Origin of the sequence: Spiroplasma endosymbiont of Polydrusus cervinus, assembly GCF_964019755.1 — a bacterium.
Classification (GTDB): Bacteria; Bacillota_I; Bacilli_A; order Mycoplasmatales; family Mycoplasmataceae; genus Spiroplasma.
Genome location: NZ_OZ026469.1, coordinates 384,595 through 403,679 on the forward strand (window position 1 = coordinate 384,595; position 19,085 = coordinate 403,679).

The following is a 19,085-nucleotide window of genomic DNA, read 5'->3' on the forward strand; positions in this document are numbered from 1 at the left end:
TTGTTAAATAAAAAGGGTTGTTTTTTTATTTGTAAACCCATAATTATTAATTAATTCAGAGAAAGGGTAGCATCTTAAATTCTTAAAATAGAAACTTTTTATCACAACTTTAAGTTAACAAAAAAAGTTGTATTACACATTTATTAAATATCTTAGAAATCTTTACAAAGTGTACCTGTTTTTTCTCCTAATTTAAGGTGTTGTCCTTTCTCTGTTTTAGTTAATTAATTTGGCTAATAAATAAAAAAACTTAATATCAAAGAAAGGAGTAAGTAATGGAAATTAATACGAAACAAACAATATGTGATGTTGATAATTGCTATAAATCAATATCATTCATTACCGAAGAATTTTTATCAAATAAAGTTTTATGAACTTGTGATAAACACAAAGATTTATTAAATCGTACAAAAGATAAGAAACAAAAGCGATTTTATCAAAAAATAGAAAATTAAAAAATTATCTTTGATTGAGAAACTGGTTATTTTAAACTTTGATTTTATAAAACAACTTAATGCAGTGTGGGACGGTTATTTTAAATAACTGAGTGCTTCCATAAGAACATGAGTTTAAGCTCATTTCCACAGCCAGCCGAGGCAAGTACTGAAATAGTGTATGAGGAAATATGTAAATCGGCGCTGGTTTATTAGAACTAAGCGATAGTCGTGATAAGTGCAAGGTCAATATCAAACGACAATAAAGATAGAGATGGCCACTTTATAAATAAATTTGCGATAGATATTGTCCCCATCGAGGATGGCAGCGGTTTAAAAACCACAAAGCCAGCATTAGGCTCTTCAAGGTGCAAGTGAATTTATTTTAAAAACTGAACGTTTTGACCTGAAATGGCGCGGATGAAGAGAGAAAATTCTCTGGCGTAAACAATAAAAAACAACTGTCTATTATCTAATAATAAATAAATATTAAATATATTATCGCCACCGCTCACCCCCAGTGAAGCGGATGGCGTAGTAAATAAGTAGATAAATACTTATATAACTAATTATCGCTTTGGCACTTTCACTTGGGAGTGAGTGCCAGCGAATTAAAAATAGGAGGAAATATAATGGAATATAAAAGTTTGTATATTAATAAAACTTGAAATGAAATAACAACATTATTTGATTGAGTGAATTGTCAACCTTTTAATTGTCGTATTTCACATCATAAAAATCATTATGATTTACAATGTTTAGAATGAGCAAAAATGTATTTAAATTTATTTGAAAATAAATGAGATGTTATTGCTTCTTATATGCAACATTACAAAATTAACGATATTTTAGATTTAGCATCAGATGGTTGAAAAATATTACAAATTGAGAAAAAAATCAATCAAATAATTTAGAAGGTTTATATGAAAAAGTTAAATAAAATTTGTCTTAAATAAAGATATTGAGGTTATTGTTTTTATAAAGAATGCAATAAAGAAAATAAATTGAATGAATTAATCCTTAAAAGTTATTCAGTATCGCAAGAAGATATTACGGATGAACATTGAGCATTAAACAATAAAAATAATTAGGAGGAATAAGAAAATGTCATATTGTATTCGTGATTACTTAAATGAAAAGTGAATTAATAATAACGCATTAAAAATTAGTAATAAAGATATTATTTATGCACAAATTGATAGTGACTATGATATGAGTTGAGAATTAAATTTATATCTTAAATTTGGTAATGAAGAGCGACATGTAGGTAATATTTTATTGCCAAAATATTTTGACTTAAATTTAAAATGATATGAAATTGATGAGGTTAAAGGTTTAATAGATGATTATTTAGAAAATGAAGAAGCAGACTACGAAGTGATAAATTATGAATAATATGTGAAAAGATGAAAGTGGTTATGTTTATAGCGAAGAAGATTTATTTAATATCGCATTAGAAGAATGTTATTCAGAAGAGACTGCTTACGAATATATTGATAATTTAATAAGTGAAGTGGATTTGAAGGAAATTTAATTATGGCAGATTTAAAGTTAAATAATCAAATTAAAAATATTACCTATCCATTTTATTTAAAAGGTAATGATTTTAAAGAATTAAGTTTAAAAGCATTATCGATTAAAAATTGAATTGATAATCACGGTAAAGAATTAGCAGAGTTTATCTATCGTCATCTTAATCATTATGCATTAAATGGTTATCAAGATATACATTTAAAAGATATACCCAGTGCTATTAGTAAAATTGATTTTGTTTTTAGAGAACCATTAGAATTAATAAAAGATTTTAAAGATGAATTAAATCGAATTAGAGTTAATATTATTAATTTAGAAAAAGTACTTCAAAATAATAAAATTGAAATTAAAAATAGCCTAATACAAGTTCAATACTTAAAACAACAACAGTTTATTCAAACTAAAAAACAAGAACAAGAAAATAGGGTTGAATATGCTAATAACTTAACGCCTGATATGGGGTTAGACATGGACCAAATTGAAGATGAACAAGTTCGTGTTATGGAAGATGTAGCAAAAATAGAACAAGATTTAGAAAAAACTACTAGTAAATTTCGGAAAGAAAAAATATTAATTAAAGATATTGATATTTTGGGTGTTAATGATGATTTTTTACAAAATGCTGATAAATTAGAACTTATTAATTTAATTAAAAATTATTTAATTGTTGATGAACAAATTGTTAAAAACGAAATTAAAAAACAATGAGATAGTAATAAAAACATTAATACTATTGGTGTTAATGGAATTAAATTCAAAATAAATAAAGGAGAGAAATAATTATGAATAATCAAATGGGAATAAAAGAATTAGTAGCAACAGCAGTTAAAGCATATGAATTAAATGTTAATTCTAAATATTTACAAGAAAATTTAATTGCTTTACAAGAACTAAAATTAAAAAATAATCAAAGTTATATGAATTTAGTGGGTAATGCTGATAATGGAAAAATTACAGCCTTAGGAATTATTAATTTAAGTAATAAAGGTTTAATATTCGGAAAAGATTTTAATATTATTCCATTTAAAAATAAATTAATAACTATTATTGATAGTAGTGTGTTTCAAAAAAGAATGGAACAAGAAAATTGAATGTTAAAACGAGGAATTATTTATAAAAGTGAAAAATTTGTATGAGATACCGATTTACAAAAACCAAAATTACATGAAATAGATTTTATGACAAATACCAGTCAATATGAAAATATTATTGGTGCTTATGCTTTTGGAATTAATCGTTTAACTGGTGAAACAAAAGGAATTTTATTAAGAAAAGCTGATATTGACCGTTTAAAAAATAGTAGTCCAAGTGAAAATAGTGAATATTCGCCTTGAAATAAATGACCAAAATAAATGGTTGAAGCAAAATTATATCGTAAATTAGCCCAAGAATTAGGTATAGATATTACTGACATTGATTTAGATGAAAAAGAAATAAAAGAAGATAGTAATTTTGATTATATACCTTTTAATGATATTACTGTCGCCAAAAATAAGGGGCATATGAGCGATGAACCATTATCAAATAATATAAAAACCCTATCTTATGAAGAAATAGCGGACACTAATGATAATGTAGTTAAAGAAGAAGATATATCAAATGTAGTACCAACAGTTAATAATAATGATGAAGAATGAGCAAGATGGGAATAAAAATGGGTATTGACCACCCATCAGGAACTGGTACTACGGCTATTGTTGCTTTTAAAGATAATATGTTATTAGATAAACAAGAATTTATAAACAAAGATTGAAAAGAACACTCTAAATTTATTATAAATTATTTGAAAAATGAAAAACCATTTGAGGAAATATTATCAAATAATAATAAACTAAAATATTTAATTTTTATAGAAAATTGTTTATATACAAATGCCAATGGCTCAAAAGATAGAGATAATTTATTAAGACTATTAGGTTCATTAGAAACACAAGGATATATTGCTACTGTTTCACCAAAACACACTAAATCAGTTGTTAAAAATATGGAAAATTTAAGTAAATATAATGATAGTTGTTTATGAGAATTTGATAAAGATAGTAATTTAATTTATCAATATGGTAAAGGTTGAAAATATAATAATGAGAAAATAAGTAATCATTTACGAAATGCCATTATTATTGCTAATTATGAGGTTTAATATTATGAAAAAATCATATAATCAAAAAACAGGAAAATATTATTCTTGTAAAATTCGAAATGTTAATTTTTACTTAAATAAAAATGAAGAAAAAGTTTGAAATCAATTATCTAACTTTGATACTTATTCGCAACGAATAGAACATCTTATTAATTTTTATATAAGTCACAACAAAGAAAAATAAAAAATAACCTTAATTGGTTATTTTTTTAAATACTATTTGTTAGTTTTCTAATAGCATCTTTTTGTGCTTGTTTTTTGTCGTTTACTTTAACTTGTTTTTTAACATTTTTAATTTGTCCTGTTTTAAGGGCTAATTCTGTTGCATAATCAGGCCCTCATAAATGTTTTTCGTGGGCAATAACAGCCGTTCTTAATTCTCTAATTTCTGCTTTATATTTTTTAATTTTTTTAGCAGATAATCCAAGAATGCCAAGACCCCCTGCGCCAGCTAACACAAGTAAAGCAATCATTAATGTTTCATTCATTTTTTTGCTTCCTTTCTTATCCTTACTCAAACAGTGGCCATCCATTCTTTCAGAACAAAATAATTTATAAATTAAGCTATATAACCACCCAAAAATATCTACCACCCCTATATATAGTCTATTTTAATAAAATTTAATTATTAGTTTCATAATTATTATTTATATTTATTTTTATCGTTATTTTCTTCTTGTTTTTGTTTTTTAATATTTTCATCTTGTATATTTTTAAATATTTCTTCTGTTATACCATCTAAATTATTTCATTGTTTTGCTATTCTTGGTTGAATAACGCGCGGATTAATCCGACAATCTAAGCAATATCTTAAATGGTCTTTTTTTCATTTTGATTTATCAATTAAAATAATAATTAAAGAAATTATTAAAGTAATTAAAGGTAAAATTGTAAATAATAATCCCATTTTAGATAATTTTAATCGTGGAATATCAATTTTCATATCTACTTTCGGTTTACTACTAGCAACAAATATACCCTGAATTCCATGGGTAAATAAAGGTGTTAATAAAATAGCGATGCCATTACCTCAATATTGACCATAATTGTATCAATCAATTTTTCCTTTCATTGCATCAATCATTCCATATTCTAACCAACAATTTAATGCTAAAAATATTAATGTATAAAAACTAACTACTCAACTACGAATTTTATATTTTCTTTCTCATTCTCTAATATCTTTATGAATTCAATTATAAGTTGGAATAGGATCTTTTTTAAATCAATTTCAAGGTAATACACCCTTTAATCAAGTTGTTTTATCTTGTTTCAATAATTAAATTCCTTTCTAACTTACTTTTTTTCTTTGAATATATAATGCTTGCATTTTTGCAGGTGTTCCGTATTGATTTTTATATGATATAATTTTTCCTTGTGAAAATGATACATAAAAAGATAATCCATCATTTGTTTCAATCGGGGCTTTAACAGAAAATGGGAACCTAGGATTTGTTGTAACCATACCACCATATCCACCAGTTGGATTATTTTCATTATTTTGAACAAAAACTTGATAACTATAATTATCTTTATCATAGTTTTTAATGTCATAATAATGACTACTATCTGATATAAAATCACTAGTATTCACAACTTCTCAATCATTATCAGTATTAATAGATATATCACCATTACCTAATAATGAATTCCCATTAATAGTTTTAATATTTGTTCCACTTATTAATTTATCTTGTTTAACATCTGATACCATTAATTGTTGTTGGTCATTTTTAATAATAGTTTTATTATCAATTGATGTTTCTACACTTGAACATTGTTTTGCTTTTCATACATTATTTTCATAATAAATCGTATCATTATCAAACGGAACAACAAGTTTAATATATTCATTATAATCAATTTTACTATAATCGATAATTGTTGGATGAGTAATATTAATAGTGTTATCAGTTTGCACTTTTTCTTTTAAATAAAATAATAAACTGTCATAAAATGTTTTTTTAGTAATATATTTATATTCTTCTTCTCAAGAATGAGCATAATTCCCTAAATGATAATTATATGGTCTATCAACCGTTTTACTAGATATAATATCAATTATTTCACCAACTAATTTTAAAGCATTTTTAACATCTCTAGTAATATTTTCATTTGCTTCGGGGTCATTAGTTTGTGAATAAGCAACTCCACCTTGTGAAAAAGATGCACTACCAGTTAAATCATTAACACCTTTTGGTAAATATCAATTCATAACTGCTAATAAACAAGCAGATTGAATATAACTTAATCATTTATCATATTCAATTAAACCAGTATTATCTTTTTTCACTCAGGGAAATAAATCTTTTTTATTAATCTTATCTGAAATTGTGCCACCTGATAATCTATCCATTCATAAACTAGTTTTTAAAATAGCATTATAAATTAAATTATCATTATAAGCAGATTGCTTACGGTCATTAATAGGTTGTCAAAGGTTACTTTCTTTAACATCTTCAACTGTTATAAATAACAAATTACTTAAATTATTTTCCATATAAAACACCCCTTAATTGATTTCGATATTTATTTCTTAAATTAGATAGTTTATAACTATTAACTTTTCTTTGTACTTTTTTAATTTTTTTAATAGTTTGATTAGTTTTATAAAAAATACTTTTAACTGGTGTTTTATATAAATTCTTAATATTTTTAACATCACTTTTTCGCTCTCGATACCATTTTTTATTATTAATTTCACCAGCAAAATTGAAATTAAAATGGCCAATCTTTAAATTATTAATAAACCTTTTAATTTGTTGTAATTTTTGAATATGTGGTAATGTTAATTTAATATTTCCTTTTGGATATTTTTCTTTTAATTCTTGTGGTAATCGTTTTTTAATATAATCTCTTAAATGACTAGGTAATCATTTTCTTAATCAATAACGCCAAAATAAAGTTCCTGCATTAGACACAGCATTACTTAATAATTTTCAAATTTCAACTGGAACACTAGGATAAACATATGGACCATAAAATTTCGGATGTTTTGCTGTTTTTGTATATATTAAAATAGTTAAATTACCTGTTAAAGTTAACTTATTTGTTATATTAAACATACCACTATTAAGCCAACTACTATTTAAAGGTTGTCAATTAGTATTTAGATAATTTTCTTTTTTAAATTGTTCTCTATTTTTAATATTGTTATCTTTTTCTAATTTATTTAATATTTGCTGTATTTCTTTTTTATGATCTTTTTTAATTAAATTTAAATAAGTATAAGGATTTAATCACTGATAAATATCTTCAATTTTATTTGTAATATTTTGAAAAGGATTAGCATAATATGAAGCAAACTTATTAACCTTATTAATTAAATTAACAAACTTATTTATTAAAGGTTTATTGCCTAAATTTTCTGTTAATAAAGTTAAAATTCGTAATATTAATAAATTCATTGTTTATTAAGAATTTTTAATTACTACTTCAATTGACTTTGTTTTACCAGTTGCTTTGTTTTTACCTTCAATTAAAACTTCAACAATTTTATCATTTGTAATATCAATTGGTCAGTCTTCATCTTTAGGATTAATAGAATAATCAAAATCATTTTCAGTTAAAGAACTATCTACTGTTTTAACTGCTTTTAAAACAACATCTTTAAATTGTGGTTTTAATTCTTCTGGTGTTGTACTTGCTGCGTTTGCAACATGAATGATTGGTTTGTCTATTTTATTAATTTTACTAATATCTATTTTAGCAACGTCTGGTGTTAAAATTGCATTAGATTTTGTTGTATTTATTAGTGTAGAAATTTCATAATCAACCGGCACTCTAAATGTTTTATTTAAATTACTTTTAGCAGTATTTATTTCTTCTTGTGTTGGTTGTTTTTCTAAAATAATCTTACATGTTTTTGGATATAAAATTGTTGGTGTTGCATATTGTACTTTACCAATTCATTTAGGGTTAGCAGTATCATTATCTAAAACTTGTTGAATAGTATCCATATTAATTGGATATGCTCATACTTGTTTATTAATAAGTAAACCATTTACATTAGTAAAATTATAACCCTTATCTCGGTTAACTTGTCCTTTTGTATATGTTTTTTCTAAATGAAAACTTTTCGATACCGGAATACCCATTGCGGTATTTTCATATAATTCACCATTAACCATTGCTTTTAATTGAGCTTGTAAACCAATTACTTTTAAATAAGCAGGTGTTAATCCTAAATAGGCTCTTCGACCTAAAACCATAAACATTTTATCGGTTGGCAAACCAAAATATAGATTACTAATTTGATTAGTTAATTCAATCAAAGTTTCATTTAATGTAAAGAATGCTTTATTTGCTTCATCAGCACTATCGGCTGTATAACTACGAAATGGAATTACTTCATATTGACCATCTGCTAAACAATAATCATAAATAGCTTGAATTAATTCACATTCTAAGTTAACAAATTTATTTTGTACAATACTAGAAATAGCGTTAGCAATAACACCATTTTTAATATTTTGTTCTATCATTGCTAAGTCAAATGCTTCATTCATTAATTTTAAATTAAATCTTTTATTAATAGGCACCGGAATTCTTGTTAATCCCATAGTTTGAGTTGCCCCACCATTTGGTAATGAATAATCATCTTGTCATACCACACGATGAGTTAAATTATATAACGCTTGTCCTGCATTAGGTAATCAAGCAACTTGTTCAGCAGTTGCAGTTGCATATTGCATAATACTTGCATGCTCATTCATTAATGGTCCTCTTAGCATAGCGTTAACCATATCAACATAGGCTTTTTGACCTGTTGTATTACCTTGTAATGTAAAATGTACTTGTGGCAAATTAATTGTTGCCATAATATTTCACTCCCGTATTATCTAAGGTTTTTAAGTGTATAATCAGTTAATTTTTTAATATCTTCCGGAGTATATGCTCCTTTTTCTTTAATAGTTTCAATTTTATCATTCTTATTTTCAACCGAATTTTCAATCATTTCTTTAATAAAATTAGTGGGTGAAACTGATTGTTGTTCTTGCACAAACAAATCAGGTTTTAATTCTTTTAAAGTTTGCATTTTTTCAGATAAAGAACTACCACTAACTTTTTCTAAATTAGTTTTAATATCTTCAATTTTAGTAGATGGAACATCTTTAAAGGCTTTTAATTCATCTAATTCATTAGATAATTTAATAAAGTCTTCTTTTGATATAACATCTTCGCGTTTTTGCACACTTTCTCTAATTTGTTTTGCTTCATTATTAAACTGATTTAAGATATTTTCCGCAATCCTTTCACTTAAACCTTGTTCGATTAACAAGTTAGCATAACTCTTTTTACGAAAAAAGATTAAACCTATGAATTAATTATATACTATTATTTTACCAATACAATACTTTTTATACATAAATACTAAACTTAATATATTTTATTACCATTTTAGGTCTTAAAACGCGTGATAATGGTTATTTAACAAGATAAAATTTTTAAAATAATTCATAATTTTGCTTGTATATATATATATATATATATATAATGTCAATAGAAATTGAAAAAGGGAGAAATATAAGTATGAAAAAATTACTAAGTTTATTAAGTGTATTAACAATTAGTGGAACTGGTGTGCCAATAATGATTGCTGATATTCCTTATCAAAAAAATACTATTAAAGATTTATCTGAATTAAATTGAACAGGTTTAAATATAAATAAAAATAAAAGAGACACAAAAAACAATCAAACTAAACATATATTTAAAACTAATGGAGCTGACAAACCAACTGAAAAACAAATCAAAAATAAAGTAAAAGAATTAAATCCTCAATTAAATATTAATAACATTAATGTTGCAAAAATTACTGAAAATAGCGCGGTAATCACTCTAACTGGTTTTAGTAATACGAAAACAATTAATTTTATAATTGATAAATCTGTTGATTTAAATACTATAATTCCAAATAATACTAGTTTAGGTCAAATAATTGATAATGAGGAGGGTAAACAAAATATTGTAAATATAAGTGAAATACAAATTAAAGATAAATTAAAAAAATTATTTCCGTCATTAAACATTTCAAAAATTAATATTAAACTACTTAGTACACATTCTTCTAAAATTACTTCAAACGATATAAACGTTTATACTGGTGAAACAGATGTTAAATATACCTTACCACTAGGTTTTTATATAAAAAATAATAATTTGGGTGTAATAAAAACTAATGGTCTAAGTATACCAACAGATAATCAAATTAAAGATAAAATAAAAGAATTATACCCTATAATGTTAAAAAGTAGCTTTTTAAATTTTTTGAACATTAATATTATAAATTCTATAAATGCAAAAATTAGTTGTAGACCAAATAATGATACTGTTTCTGATATATTAGATATCAATTTTACAGTTGATAAATCTGTATTACTAAGTACAGTTATTAATAATAATACTTTAGGCGAATTTAAAACTAATAATTTATCTAACCCAACAGGACAACAAATCAAAAATAAAATAAAAGAATTAAATCCACGGGTAGATATTGATAAAATAAAAGTTGAAAATATTAATAATAACAAAGCAACTATTAATTCTTCTGATTTAACTGTTTATATTGGAAATATAGATGTTAATTATTCTATTTCAATAGATTCACTTAATTGATAATAAAAAAATAATTAAATGAAAAAAATATTAGTCTCCTTAATAACAATCACTTTAATTGGAATAAGTACAACCAGTTTAGTTGCTTGTAATAGACCACAAGAAAATACAAAAGAAGAATTAGCAAAATTAAAAGAAGAAAACAAAATAGATACAAATGATGAAAATATTAAAAACAATTTAGAATGAATAGCACCACAAGAAAAACCATTTAATGAAGTGATAGATAATAAATGGTATTACATAATATATAAGGATAATTCTAATAATATAAAATTATCAAAAAGAATAAATAATAATCCAGATGTTAATATTAAATTACCATGGTCTAATTCATGAATAAAAGTTTATCGTTGAAATTTAGTAGGTATTAAGGAACCTTATTTAATTTTAGATGAAAACGTTAATATAAAAGTTAAGGTTGGGTAAAAAAGAGATTTACATCTTTTTTTATCTTGGCCTCATTGTTATTTTAACAGGACTATTACTTTTATTTATAAAACCTAAAATATTTGGATTTTCAACATCTAATATAATGTTTTTATCATTACCTCAATATTTAAAATATTCTTGATGTGGGAATTTTTCAATACCAACACATGATAAATTAATAAATAATACTTTTGAAAATCTAATTTTTAATTTTAAATCATTATTATAATATGCCTGTAAATATGTTTCTTTAATTTTATTACTAATTAAATCATTATAATCTTCGTTGGAAAGATTTGTTATTTGAAGCAAAAAATTAATACCACAATTTCTATCATTTATATTGCTATTATAAGTATTTTTATAACCTTTTTCAGATAATCCATTAGTATATGCAGTAGCAGATGTTTTAATATTATTTATTTCTATATTATCTGTATATAAAGTTATTATATTATCAAAATTAATATTATCAGTTTGTGATAAATCCTCTTTTTGTAAAGTTATATTCGACAATAAACCTAAATCATAATTACAACTATTGTTTCCAGCAGATAAATTAACATCTCTATCATAAATAAATTTTTCTATATCAGGTTTGAAACAATTAACTTCTAAATTAGATAGATTACTTATTTCTATGGTTTTATAAGCATCTTGAAATTTACTAATACTTTGAATTGTTGGGTCAATTTGTTTTAAATCAATTTCTATTTCATAATAAGCAGAATTAAATTCATTATTAAATAAATTAATTAAATTATTATCATTTACATAACCGCTATTAGTACATTGAATAGGTGCTGTAATTTTAGTTTTTAATGGTTTGATTGTATTAGCATCTCAGATATCTTTGGTATAAGTTTTATAATTATATGGCACTGGTGGTAATACATATTTAGGGTAATTAAATGTTGGCATTTCATAGTCGTGTGATAATAAGAAACTGGTTTTATAATTAGTTGTCATATCTCGTAAATAATTATTTAAGGTACTTTTTGTTTTACCTCTAAAAATTCATACTGATAATCTTAAATAATCTTCTTCATTATTTGTATATGGGTTATCAGAATAAAAGATAATTTCAAAATTACCTTTATATAATGAATGCTTGGATTGAAAACATATCAATTATATAACTACAATTTATCCCATCGGGTGTTTGTAAGAATTCACAATCATTATCTTCTTCACCATCACTAACTGGTGTTTGAGCATCTACTGCTGTTGTAAGTTCATTAATTAAATAAATTCAGTTAGTTTTTTGATTTAATTGTTTTAGATTATATGTTGAATAAACTATATTATTTGTTGGTTTACCATCCTTAGTTAAAACAGTACCTACTAATTTATCAGTTAATAAAGTAGTAAACCCGAAACTAGTGGCATTTGCTCCAAAAATAGCACCAACTTTATCATTACCTTGTTCTCTAAATATTTCAAATGGTAAATAACCATTACCTTTTGCATTACCACTTCAAAAAGCATGGTTATAAAAACTATAAACATTAGCACTCATAAAGCCATTAAGTCATTGAAAATTAGGTCAAGTTTTTTCATCTTGATTAATAACTCAGCCTCATGGAATACCAAATGAAATAAAGTTTAGGAATTTACCAACACCACCCGGTATAGTAAAAGGATTAACACTAGACTGCACCCTGTTTAGTAAGTATTAATAAAAAGGTTTACAAACTTTCATTTATTATATATTTTTCTTTTTGGTTTAAATATCATTTATTTCATTTTTTAATATCATTAATATATTCATTATGAGATTTATAATTTTTATTATGGATTGTTCCTTTTTTAAGTAATGAATGAAAACTTTCAATAATAATGTTGTCTGCACAATGATAATTTTTACCCATTGAAATTATAATTTTGTTATCTAAACATTTATTATTGTAATCTTTAGATGTATATTGATATCCGTGATCTGAATGAATTATTATTTTATTTAAATCTTTTTTTTATTTTTTTAATTTTATTAATTGCATCATTTAAATTATCAATTACAAGTTTGTTATTATTAAATTTTGATCATTTTACATCAATAATTTCTTTAGTATATCCATCAAGTATTGTTGATTGATAATGTTTTTTACCATTTCAAATTAAATAAGTTACATCAGTAAATAAAATTGAAAATCTTTCTTTAATATCATTAAAATTACGATTTACTAAATCAGGATATTTAATTATATTTTTATTTCTATTTTGTTTTATTAATATTTTTCTACGCATACGCTTTACATATTCAGCTTGAATATTATTTTCTTTCATAATTCGCAATACTTTCTTAGCATTATAAACAATGCCATAATCTTCTTTTAAATATTTGGTAATTCGACGATAATCAAATTGTTTTAAATTTTCTTCATAGACTTTTACAATATTTTTTAATGATTCGCTATCCTTACCATTACTTGAATAATTTTTATATTTATCTCAATAACTACGCTTTAAATCTGTTATATCAAGTAATAAATTTAGTGGATATTTATTAATGTTTTCTTTGATAAAAGATACAATTTTTCTTTTATTTAATTGTAAAAGTCATGAAGCTTTTTTAGTAATTCATACCTAACTTTGTAATAGTTTAAATCTCTTTTTTTAAATGATTCTTTTGGACTTTTATTGGTGTTTAAAATTCCTTTCTTAAAATTTTCATACCATGAAGCAACAGTTTTTTTATTAATTTGATATTTTTTTGCAATAAAACTTATACTATTATTTTTAACCTCTTGTACTATCATTTTTTGAAAATATGCTGTATATTTATTAAATTTTTGTCCTTTTCTTGCCATATAAAAATGCACATCCTTTAAAGTTTAGCAAAGACTTTTTTTCTTTACTTACTTTTTTTGGGTGCAGTCTATTTTGTGTAAATTGTAAATACCAAATCATAAAAAGTTAACTAAATTAATAGTTAACTTTTTATGATTTGGTATTTACAATTTACACTTAGACTTGGTCAAGAACTGAATTAATATAACTAAAATCAGTATCTTCACTATATATTTTTAAAATTTCTAAACTTTCATTAATAACAATTGCTTTTGATAATTGTTGATAACGAATTTCATAAACACCATATACTAAAACAGCTTTATGATAATTACTTAAGCGTTCAAAATGTCAACCAGGCTTTAAATATTGATTAATATTCGCAATAATATCTGGCAAATTTGCTAATATTTCCTCAATTTGGATTGTTTCAATGGTTGTTGTTACCATTTGAGAATAATCATAAGCTTCTTGTTTCGTTGTTAAAACATCATGCTGTAAAACAAAATGACGATATAACAAATTAATAATATTAATGCGTTCCTGGCGTTTCGACACGTGACATACTCCTTTTTGTATACTGTAAAACTAAATCATAAAAAGTTAATAAAATTATAACAAATTAAAAATAAAAAACAATAATCACAAAAAATATTAAATTAAAAATGCTGTTTTTAATTTAATATTTTTTGTGATTATTGTTTTTTATTTTTAATTTGTTATAATTTTATTAACTTTTTATGATTTAGTTTTACAGTATACAAACCCCAACTAAAAAAGATGCAAAAGTTGATAAGAAAAAACTCTAAATTATTAGAGTTTTTTAAATAACAAAGGAGATAAATGGTGGCAAAAAATATTTTAGAAGAATTAAAATGAAGAGGTTTATTAAAACAAGTAACTAATGAAACAAAATTATTGAAAGCACAAGAATTAAAAAAAGGAGTTTATTGTGGTTTTGACCCAACTGGTGATTCATTGCATGTTGGTCATTTGATTCAAATTATGTTATTGAAACGTTTTGAAATGTTTGGCTTTCAAGCTATTGTGATTATTGGTGGTGGAACCGGAATGATTGGTGATCCTAGTGGAAAAAAAGAAGAACGAGTATTATTAGATAATAAGACTATTAAGCATAATGTTGAAGCTATCAGTCAACAAATGAAGCAATTAATTGGAACAAAGATTAAAATGGTGAATAATGCCGAATGATTACAAAAAATGACCTTGATTGATTTTTTACGAAATGTTGGAAAAGATTTTAATATTAGTTATTTGTTAGCGAAAGAAAATATTGCAACTAGAATTGAAGTTGGTTTATCATATACGGAGTTTGCTTACACGCTATTGCAAGCTTATGATTTTTATCAATTATATCTTAATTATGATTGTGCTGTTCAAACTGGGGGTAGTGACCAATGAGGAAATATTACTTCAGGGACCGATTATATTTATAAACAAGTTGGGGAAGATAATTTAGCGTGTGGTTTAACAATGAATTTATTAACAAAAGCGGATGGTTCAAAATTTGGCAAGACAGAATCAGGAGCAGTTTGGTTAGACGCCACAAAAACTTCACCTTATGAATTTTATCAGTTCTTTTTTAATCAAGATGATCAAGAAACAGGGAAATTATTACGTTATTTAACAATGCGATCGGAAACAGAAATTATCGTGCTTGAAGCAAACCACAAAAAAGAACCAGCACAACGAATTGCTCAAAAAAAATTAGCAGAAGAAGTAACCTTATTTGTTCATCAAACAACAGGATTAAAAGAAGCCCAAATTGTTAGTGAGGCTTTATTTAAAGGTAGTTTACATGAATTATCAGAACAACAGTTAGATCAATTGAAAAATAGCTTACCTAATTTTCAATTATTAGACCTTGATTTACTAATTCTTGATTTGTTAGTGCAAGCAGAAATTGTTACTTCGAAACGAGAAGGTCGTGAATTTTTAGAACAAGGGGCAATTACTGTTAATAGTGAAGTTATTAAAACAAAGACTTGAACTGTAACAAAAGATAAGTTTTTATTTGATAAATATTTAATTATTCGTCGTGGCAAACGTAAATATCATTTAATTTCTTTTACTAATCACAAAAAATAATAAAAGAATCGTTTTTCTGAAACAATAATATTGTTTCAGAAAAACGATTCTTTTATTTTCCTTTAAAATTATTGTAATTCTATTGGTTTATTTTTAGTTGCTTTTTTTATTTGGCGTCCTGTGTATATTGTAAAACTAAATCATAAAAAGTTAATAAAATTATAACAAATTAAAAATAAAAAACAATAATCACAAAAAAATAGTTTCATTTATTTTAAATAATGTTATTATCAATTTAATTTAACAAGAGATACAAATTTGGAGCTTGTATCTAGACAATGCCAAAGAAAAAATATTATTATCTTTATTAGTCGACTTTTCCCACTATATTTACAATTTTCAATTAAAACTTTTTTATTTCTTTGTTATTTGTTCTTTTCACCGATAGTAACCATAAATTCCAGTTGTTAAAACATAAGCATTTTGATATCCTAATTGGCGTAATTCGGATGCAGTTTCACTACTACGATTGCCTCCATTACATAAAGTAATAATTAACTGGTCTTTATCTGGTAAATAGCGGGTTGGATCTTGGAGTAAATCAAAAATGTAAACATTAGTTGAATTGGAAATTTGACTTAAGGCTTTAAATTCAACATTAGTGCGGACATCTAATAATAACGCTTTGTCTTTTTCAATGTCAAAAGTAGCATTATCAAGATAAATTGGTTTTTGATTCATTTTGTTCTCCTTATTTTTTGTATATTTATATCATATCGTAAATATAAAATAATGTGTGATAAAATTAAGAAGATAAATTATAACAGAGAGGAATAAAAAGTTTTGATGGCAAAACAAGTATTTAAAAAAATAATAAATAATCGAAAGTTGCTTGTAGAACATGGTCAGTTAGCAAAACAAGCAAGTGGCTCAGTCTTAGTTCGCTATGGAGAAACGGTTGTTTTAGTAACAGCAACAGTTAATAATAAAGTTAGTGAAGCTGATTTTTTTCCGTTGACGGTTGTTTTTCAAGAAAAATTATATTCAGTAGGGAAAATCCCAAGGGGATTGTTAAAACGAGAAGGGAAACCATCAGAATATGGGACATTATCAGCACGGGTAATTGACCGAGCTTTACGGCCATTATTTTCTGAAAACTTTCGGAATGAAGTGCAAATTGTTATTAATGTTTTAGCAGTTGATAATGATAATGATGTTCGAATTGTTAGTTTATTTGCCGCATCATTATCCCTTGGTATTTCAAAAATTCCTTTTGCTGGACCAGTAGTGGGAACATTAGTAATGGTTGATCAAAAGAATAATATTATTATTAATCCCTCATTAGAGCAACTAAATGATGGCCAATTGGAACTAATTGTGGCAGGAACAGCGAATGCAATTAATATGGTTGAAGCAGGGGCCAAAGAAGTTTCCGAGAGTTTAATGTTGCAAGCAATTTTAACTGGCCATGAGGTTATTCAGGAGTTAATTGTTTTTCAAAATGAAATTATCGCTAAAGTTGGGGTTTCCAAAATGGCGGTTGAATTGTTTCAAGTTAGACCAGAAATCATGACTTATGTTGATGAAAATTATGCAAAGGAATTAGTTACTGCATCACAAATTAAAACAAAGATTAAACGTTATGAGACAATTGAATTTTTAACTGAGCAAGCAATTAGTTATTATCCTGTTCCATCATCGCTTGCGGAGAAAGAACAAAAAAGGTTAATTACCGAATTAAAAACAGCATTACATGATATTGTTCGCCAAGAAGTACGCCGTCAAATTCTAATTGATAAAAATCGGTTAGATGGCCGGAACTTAGATCAAATTCGTCCATTAAGTAGTGAGATTGATATCTTACCAGTTGTTCATGGGAGTGCTTTATTTACGCGTGGTGAAACACAAGTTTTATCAGTTGTAACGTTAGGAGCATTAGGGAAAAACCAAATTATTGATGGCATTACTGACAAAGAAGGGAAACGCTTTATGCACCATTATAATTTTCCCCCATTTTCTGTTGGAGAAATTGGCCGAATGGGCCCTCCTTCACGACGAGAAATTGGCCATGGTGCATTAGGAGAGAAGGCCTTAAGTCAAATTATTCCGAATGAAAAAGTGTTTCCATATACAATTCGAATTGTTTCAGAAGTTTTAGAATCAAATGGTAGTACTTCGCAGGCATCAATTTGTGCTGCGACATTAGCTTTAATGGCGGCTGGTGTTCCAATTACAGCTCCCGTAGTGGGAATTGCAATGGGATTAGTTAAAGAGGGGAAAAATTATACTATTTTAACTGATATTCAAGGAATGGAAGATCACCTTGGCGATATGGACTTTAAAGTAGCGGGGACGGCAGCGGGGATTTGTACCTTACAAATGGATATTAAAGTTGCGGGGATTGATAAAGCAATATTAAAAGAGGCATTAATGGTGGCTAAAAAAGCACGTTTAACAATTTTAGAAAATGTCTTGGCTGCCATTGCAACTCCACGGTCGGAGTTAGCCCCAACAGCGCCAAAAATGAAAACATTTATGATTCCAGTTGATAAAATTCGGAAAGTTATTGGTCCTGGCGGTAAGATGATTACAGCTATTATTGAAAAATCTGATGATGTCAAAATTTATATTGAAGATGATGGACAAGTTACCATTTATCATAAAGCAACAACAGCAATTGAAAAAGCATATCAATTAATTAAAGCGATTGCAATGCCCGTTACAATTGGTGAGGAAATAATTGGGCCAGTTGTTAAAATTGAAAAATTTGGGGTTTTTGTTAATTTGAAAGAAAATGTTGATGGTTTAATTCATATTTCGAAGTTATCAGACAAACATGTTGAAAAAGCAGAAGATATTGTTCAATTAAATGATAATGTTAAAGTTAAGGTTTTAGAGATTAATGAAAAGGGGAAAATTAAATTACAATTAATGGAAATTTTACCTGTATACTGTAAAAATAAATCATAAAAAGTTAATAACATTATAACAAATTAAAAATAAAAAACAATAATCACAAAAAATATTAAATTAAAAACAATGTTTTTAATTTAATATTTTTTGTGATTATTGTTTTTTATTTTTAATTT

General features: G+C 25.2%; 26 protein-coding genes and 1 pseudogene. 13 read left to right on the plus strand and 14 right to left on the minus strand.

From position 1 onward, the window contains the following. Positions 1-275 precede the first annotated feature (275 nt). The 9 genes from AACK78_RS02455 to AACK78_RS02495 all read left to right on the plus strand — a co-directional run bounded on the left by AACK78_RS02455 (position 276) and on the right by AACK78_RS02495 (position 4,291). Entirely contained in the window at positions 276-455 is a 180-nt protein-coding gene (locus AACK78_RS02455) for a hypothetical protein (protein ID WP_338956151.1), read from the plus strand. Between the two features lie 575 nt (positions 456-1,030). After that, positions 1,031-1,348 carry a hypothetical protein gene (locus AACK78_RS02460; RefSeq protein ID WP_338956152.1) on the plus strand — a complete coding sequence of 106 codons (318 nt, stop codon included), beginning with the start codon at positions 1,031-1,033 and terminating at the stop codon, positions 1,346-1,348. A 190-nt stretch (positions 1,349-1,538) separates the two neighbouring features. After that, on the plus strand, positions 1,539-1,829 hold the full coding sequence (locus AACK78_RS02465; RefSeq protein ID WP_338956154.1) for a hypothetical protein: 291 nt from the start codon (positions 1,539-1,541) through the stop codon (positions 1,827-1,829). Then, positions 1,822-1,968, plus strand: coding sequence for a hypothetical protein (locus AACK78_RS02470; protein WP_338956156.1), 147 nt, complete (start codon positions 1,822-1,824; stop codon positions 1,966-1,968). Before AACK78_RS02465 ends, AACK78_RS02470 begins: the two co-directional genes overlap by 8 nt. 2 nt (positions 1,969-1,970) lie before the next feature. Continuing rightward, complete coding sequence (locus AACK78_RS02475; protein WP_338956159.1) at positions 1,971-2,747, plus strand: hypothetical protein; 777 nt, start codon at positions 1,971-1,973, stop codon at positions 2,745-2,747. Between the two features lie 2 nt (positions 2,748-2,749). Further along, positions 2,750-3,319 (plus strand): hypothetical protein, encoded by a 570-nt coding sequence (locus AACK78_RS02480; protein ID WP_338956161.1) that lies wholly within the window; start codon positions 2,750-2,752, stop codon positions 3,317-3,319. Continuing rightward, positions 3,320-3,619, plus strand: coding sequence for a hypothetical protein (locus AACK78_RS02485; protein WP_338956163.1), 300 nt, complete (start codon positions 3,320-3,322; stop codon positions 3,617-3,619). It abuts the gene before it with no gap. Then, positions 3,601-4,107 (plus strand): hypothetical protein, encoded by a 507-nt coding sequence (locus AACK78_RS02490; RefSeq protein WP_338956164.1) that lies wholly within the window; start codon positions 3,601-3,603, stop codon positions 4,105-4,107. The genes AACK78_RS02485 and AACK78_RS02490 overlap by 19 nt, the downstream gene beginning before the upstream one ends. Positions 4,108-4,111: 4 nt before the next feature. Continuing rightward, complete coding sequence (locus AACK78_RS02495) at positions 4,112-4,291, plus strand: hypothetical protein (RefSeq protein WP_338956165.1); 180 nt, start codon at positions 4,112-4,114, stop codon at positions 4,289-4,291. 25 nt (positions 4,292-4,316) lie between these two features. On the opposite strand, the gene AACK78_RS02500 is transcribed toward AACK78_RS02495, so the two are convergent. The 6 genes from AACK78_RS02500 to AACK78_RS02525 form a co-directional block, all read right to left on the minus strand. After that, entirely contained in the window at positions 4,317-4,595 is a 279-nt protein-coding gene (locus AACK78_RS02500; RefSeq protein ID WP_338956167.1) for a hypothetical protein, read from the minus strand. 155 nt (positions 4,596-4,750) lie between these two features. Further along, complete coding sequence (locus AACK78_RS02505; RefSeq protein WP_338956169.1) at positions 4,751-5,383, minus strand: hypothetical protein; 633 nt, start codon at positions 5,381-5,383, stop codon at positions 4,751-4,753. Positions 5,384-5,398: 15 nt separating this feature from the next. Then, entirely contained in the window at positions 5,399-6,607 is a 1,209-nt protein-coding gene (locus tag AACK78_RS02510; protein WP_338956170.1) for a hypothetical protein, read from the minus strand. Next, on the minus strand, positions 6,597-7,514 hold the full coding sequence (locus AACK78_RS02515; protein WP_338956171.1) for a hypothetical protein: 918 nt from the start codon (positions 7,512-7,514) through the stop codon (positions 6,597-6,599). Before AACK78_RS02515 ends, AACK78_RS02510 begins: the two co-directional genes overlap by 11 nt. A 6-nt stretch (positions 7,515-7,520) precedes the next feature. Next, positions 7,521-8,927, minus strand: a complete 1,407-nt coding sequence (locus AACK78_RS02520) for a hypothetical protein (protein WP_338956172.1) — start codon at positions 8,925-8,927, stop codon at positions 7,521-7,523. A gap of 17 nt (positions 8,928-8,944) precedes the next feature. Continuing rightward, positions 8,945-9,388, minus strand: coding sequence for a hypothetical protein (locus AACK78_RS02525; RefSeq protein WP_338956173.1), 444 nt, complete (start codon positions 9,386-9,388; stop codon positions 8,945-8,947). 251 nt (positions 9,389-9,639) lie between these two features. On the opposite strand from AACK78_RS02525, the gene AACK78_RS02530 reads away from it, so the two are divergent. Beyond that, positions 9,640-10,728 carry a hypothetical protein gene (locus tag AACK78_RS02530; protein ID WP_338956174.1) on the plus strand — a complete coding sequence of 363 codons (1,089 nt, stop codon included), beginning with the start codon at positions 9,640-9,642 and terminating at the stop codon, positions 10,726-10,728. Between the two features lie 15 nt (positions 10,729-10,743). Next, the gene (locus AACK78_RS02535) at positions 10,744-11,154 is read left to right on the plus strand and encodes a hypothetical protein (protein ID WP_338956176.1); all 411 of its coding nucleotides are present in this window, start codon (positions 10,744-10,746) and stop codon (positions 11,152-11,154) included. Between the two features lie 21 nt (positions 11,155-11,175). On the opposite strand, the gene AACK78_RS02540 is transcribed toward AACK78_RS02535, so the two are convergent. The 7 genes and pseudogenes from AACK78_RS02540 to AACK78_RS02565 all read right to left on the minus strand — a co-directional run bounded on the left by AACK78_RS02540 (position 11,176) and on the right by AACK78_RS02565 (position 14,505). Continuing rightward, on the minus strand, positions 11,176-12,288 hold the full coding sequence (locus AACK78_RS02540; protein WP_338956178.1) for a hypothetical protein: 1,113 nt from the start codon (positions 12,286-12,288) through the stop codon (positions 11,176-11,178). Beyond that, positions 12,254-12,817: a hypothetical protein gene (locus AACK78_RS02545; protein ID WP_338956179.1), complete on the minus strand. Its 564-nt coding sequence runs from the start codon at positions 12,815-12,817 to the stop codon at positions 12,254-12,256. The genes AACK78_RS02540 and AACK78_RS02545 overlap by 35 nt, the downstream gene beginning before the upstream one ends. Positions 12,818-12,845: 28 nt before the next feature. Beyond that, the gene (locus AACK78_RS02550) at positions 12,846-13,028 is read right to left on the minus strand and encodes a hypothetical protein (protein ID WP_338956182.1); all 183 of its coding nucleotides are present in this window, start codon (positions 13,026-13,028) and stop codon (positions 12,846-12,848) included. An 85-nt stretch (positions 13,029-13,113) separates the two neighbouring features. Beyond that, positions 13,114-13,443, minus strand: coding sequence for a hypothetical protein (locus AACK78_RS02555; protein WP_338956184.1), 330 nt, complete (start codon positions 13,441-13,443; stop codon positions 13,114-13,116). 21 nt (positions 13,444-13,464) lie between these two features. Next, a pseudogene (locus AACK78_RS07390) lies at positions 13,465-13,737 on the minus strand (hypothetical protein); the annotation flags it as partial. After that, on the minus strand, positions 13,704-13,967 hold the full coding sequence (locus tag AACK78_RS02560) for a transposase family protein (RefSeq protein ID WP_338954725.1): 264 nt from the start codon (positions 13,965-13,967) through the stop codon (positions 13,704-13,706). The gene AACK78_RS02560 and the pseudogene AACK78_RS07390, both read right to left, overlap by 34 nt. A gap of 157 nt (positions 13,968-14,124) precedes the next feature. Beyond that, the gene (locus AACK78_RS02565) at positions 14,125-14,505 is read right to left on the minus strand and encodes a transcription antitermination factor NusB (protein ID WP_338956186.1); all 381 of its coding nucleotides are present in this window, start codon (positions 14,503-14,505) and stop codon (positions 14,125-14,127) included. Positions 14,506-14,793: 288 nt separating this feature from the next. Here AACK78_RS02565 and tyrS point away from each other — a divergent pair, with 288 nt between their 5' ends. Then, positions 14,794-16,056 carry a tyrosine--tRNA ligase gene (gene tyrS / locus AACK78_RS02570; protein WP_422396870.1) on the plus strand — a complete coding sequence of 421 codons (1,263 nt, stop codon included), beginning with the start codon at positions 14,794-14,796 and terminating at the stop codon, positions 16,054-16,056. Between the two features lie 354 nt (positions 16,057-16,410). Here tyrS and AACK78_RS02575 read toward each other — a convergent pair whose 3' ends face one another. Beyond that, on the minus strand, positions 16,411-16,737 hold the full coding sequence (locus AACK78_RS02575; RefSeq protein ID WP_338956190.1) for a rhodanese-like domain-containing protein: 327 nt from the start codon (positions 16,735-16,737) through the stop codon (positions 16,411-16,413). A gap of 105 nt (positions 16,738-16,842) precedes the next feature. Here AACK78_RS02575 and AACK78_RS02580 point away from each other — a divergent pair, with 105 nt between their 5' ends. Further along, positions 16,843-18,966, plus strand: coding sequence for a polyribonucleotide nucleotidyltransferase (locus AACK78_RS02580; protein ID WP_338956192.1), 2,124 nt, complete (start codon positions 16,843-16,845; stop codon positions 18,964-18,966). Positions 18,967-19,085: the final 119 nt, after the last annotated feature.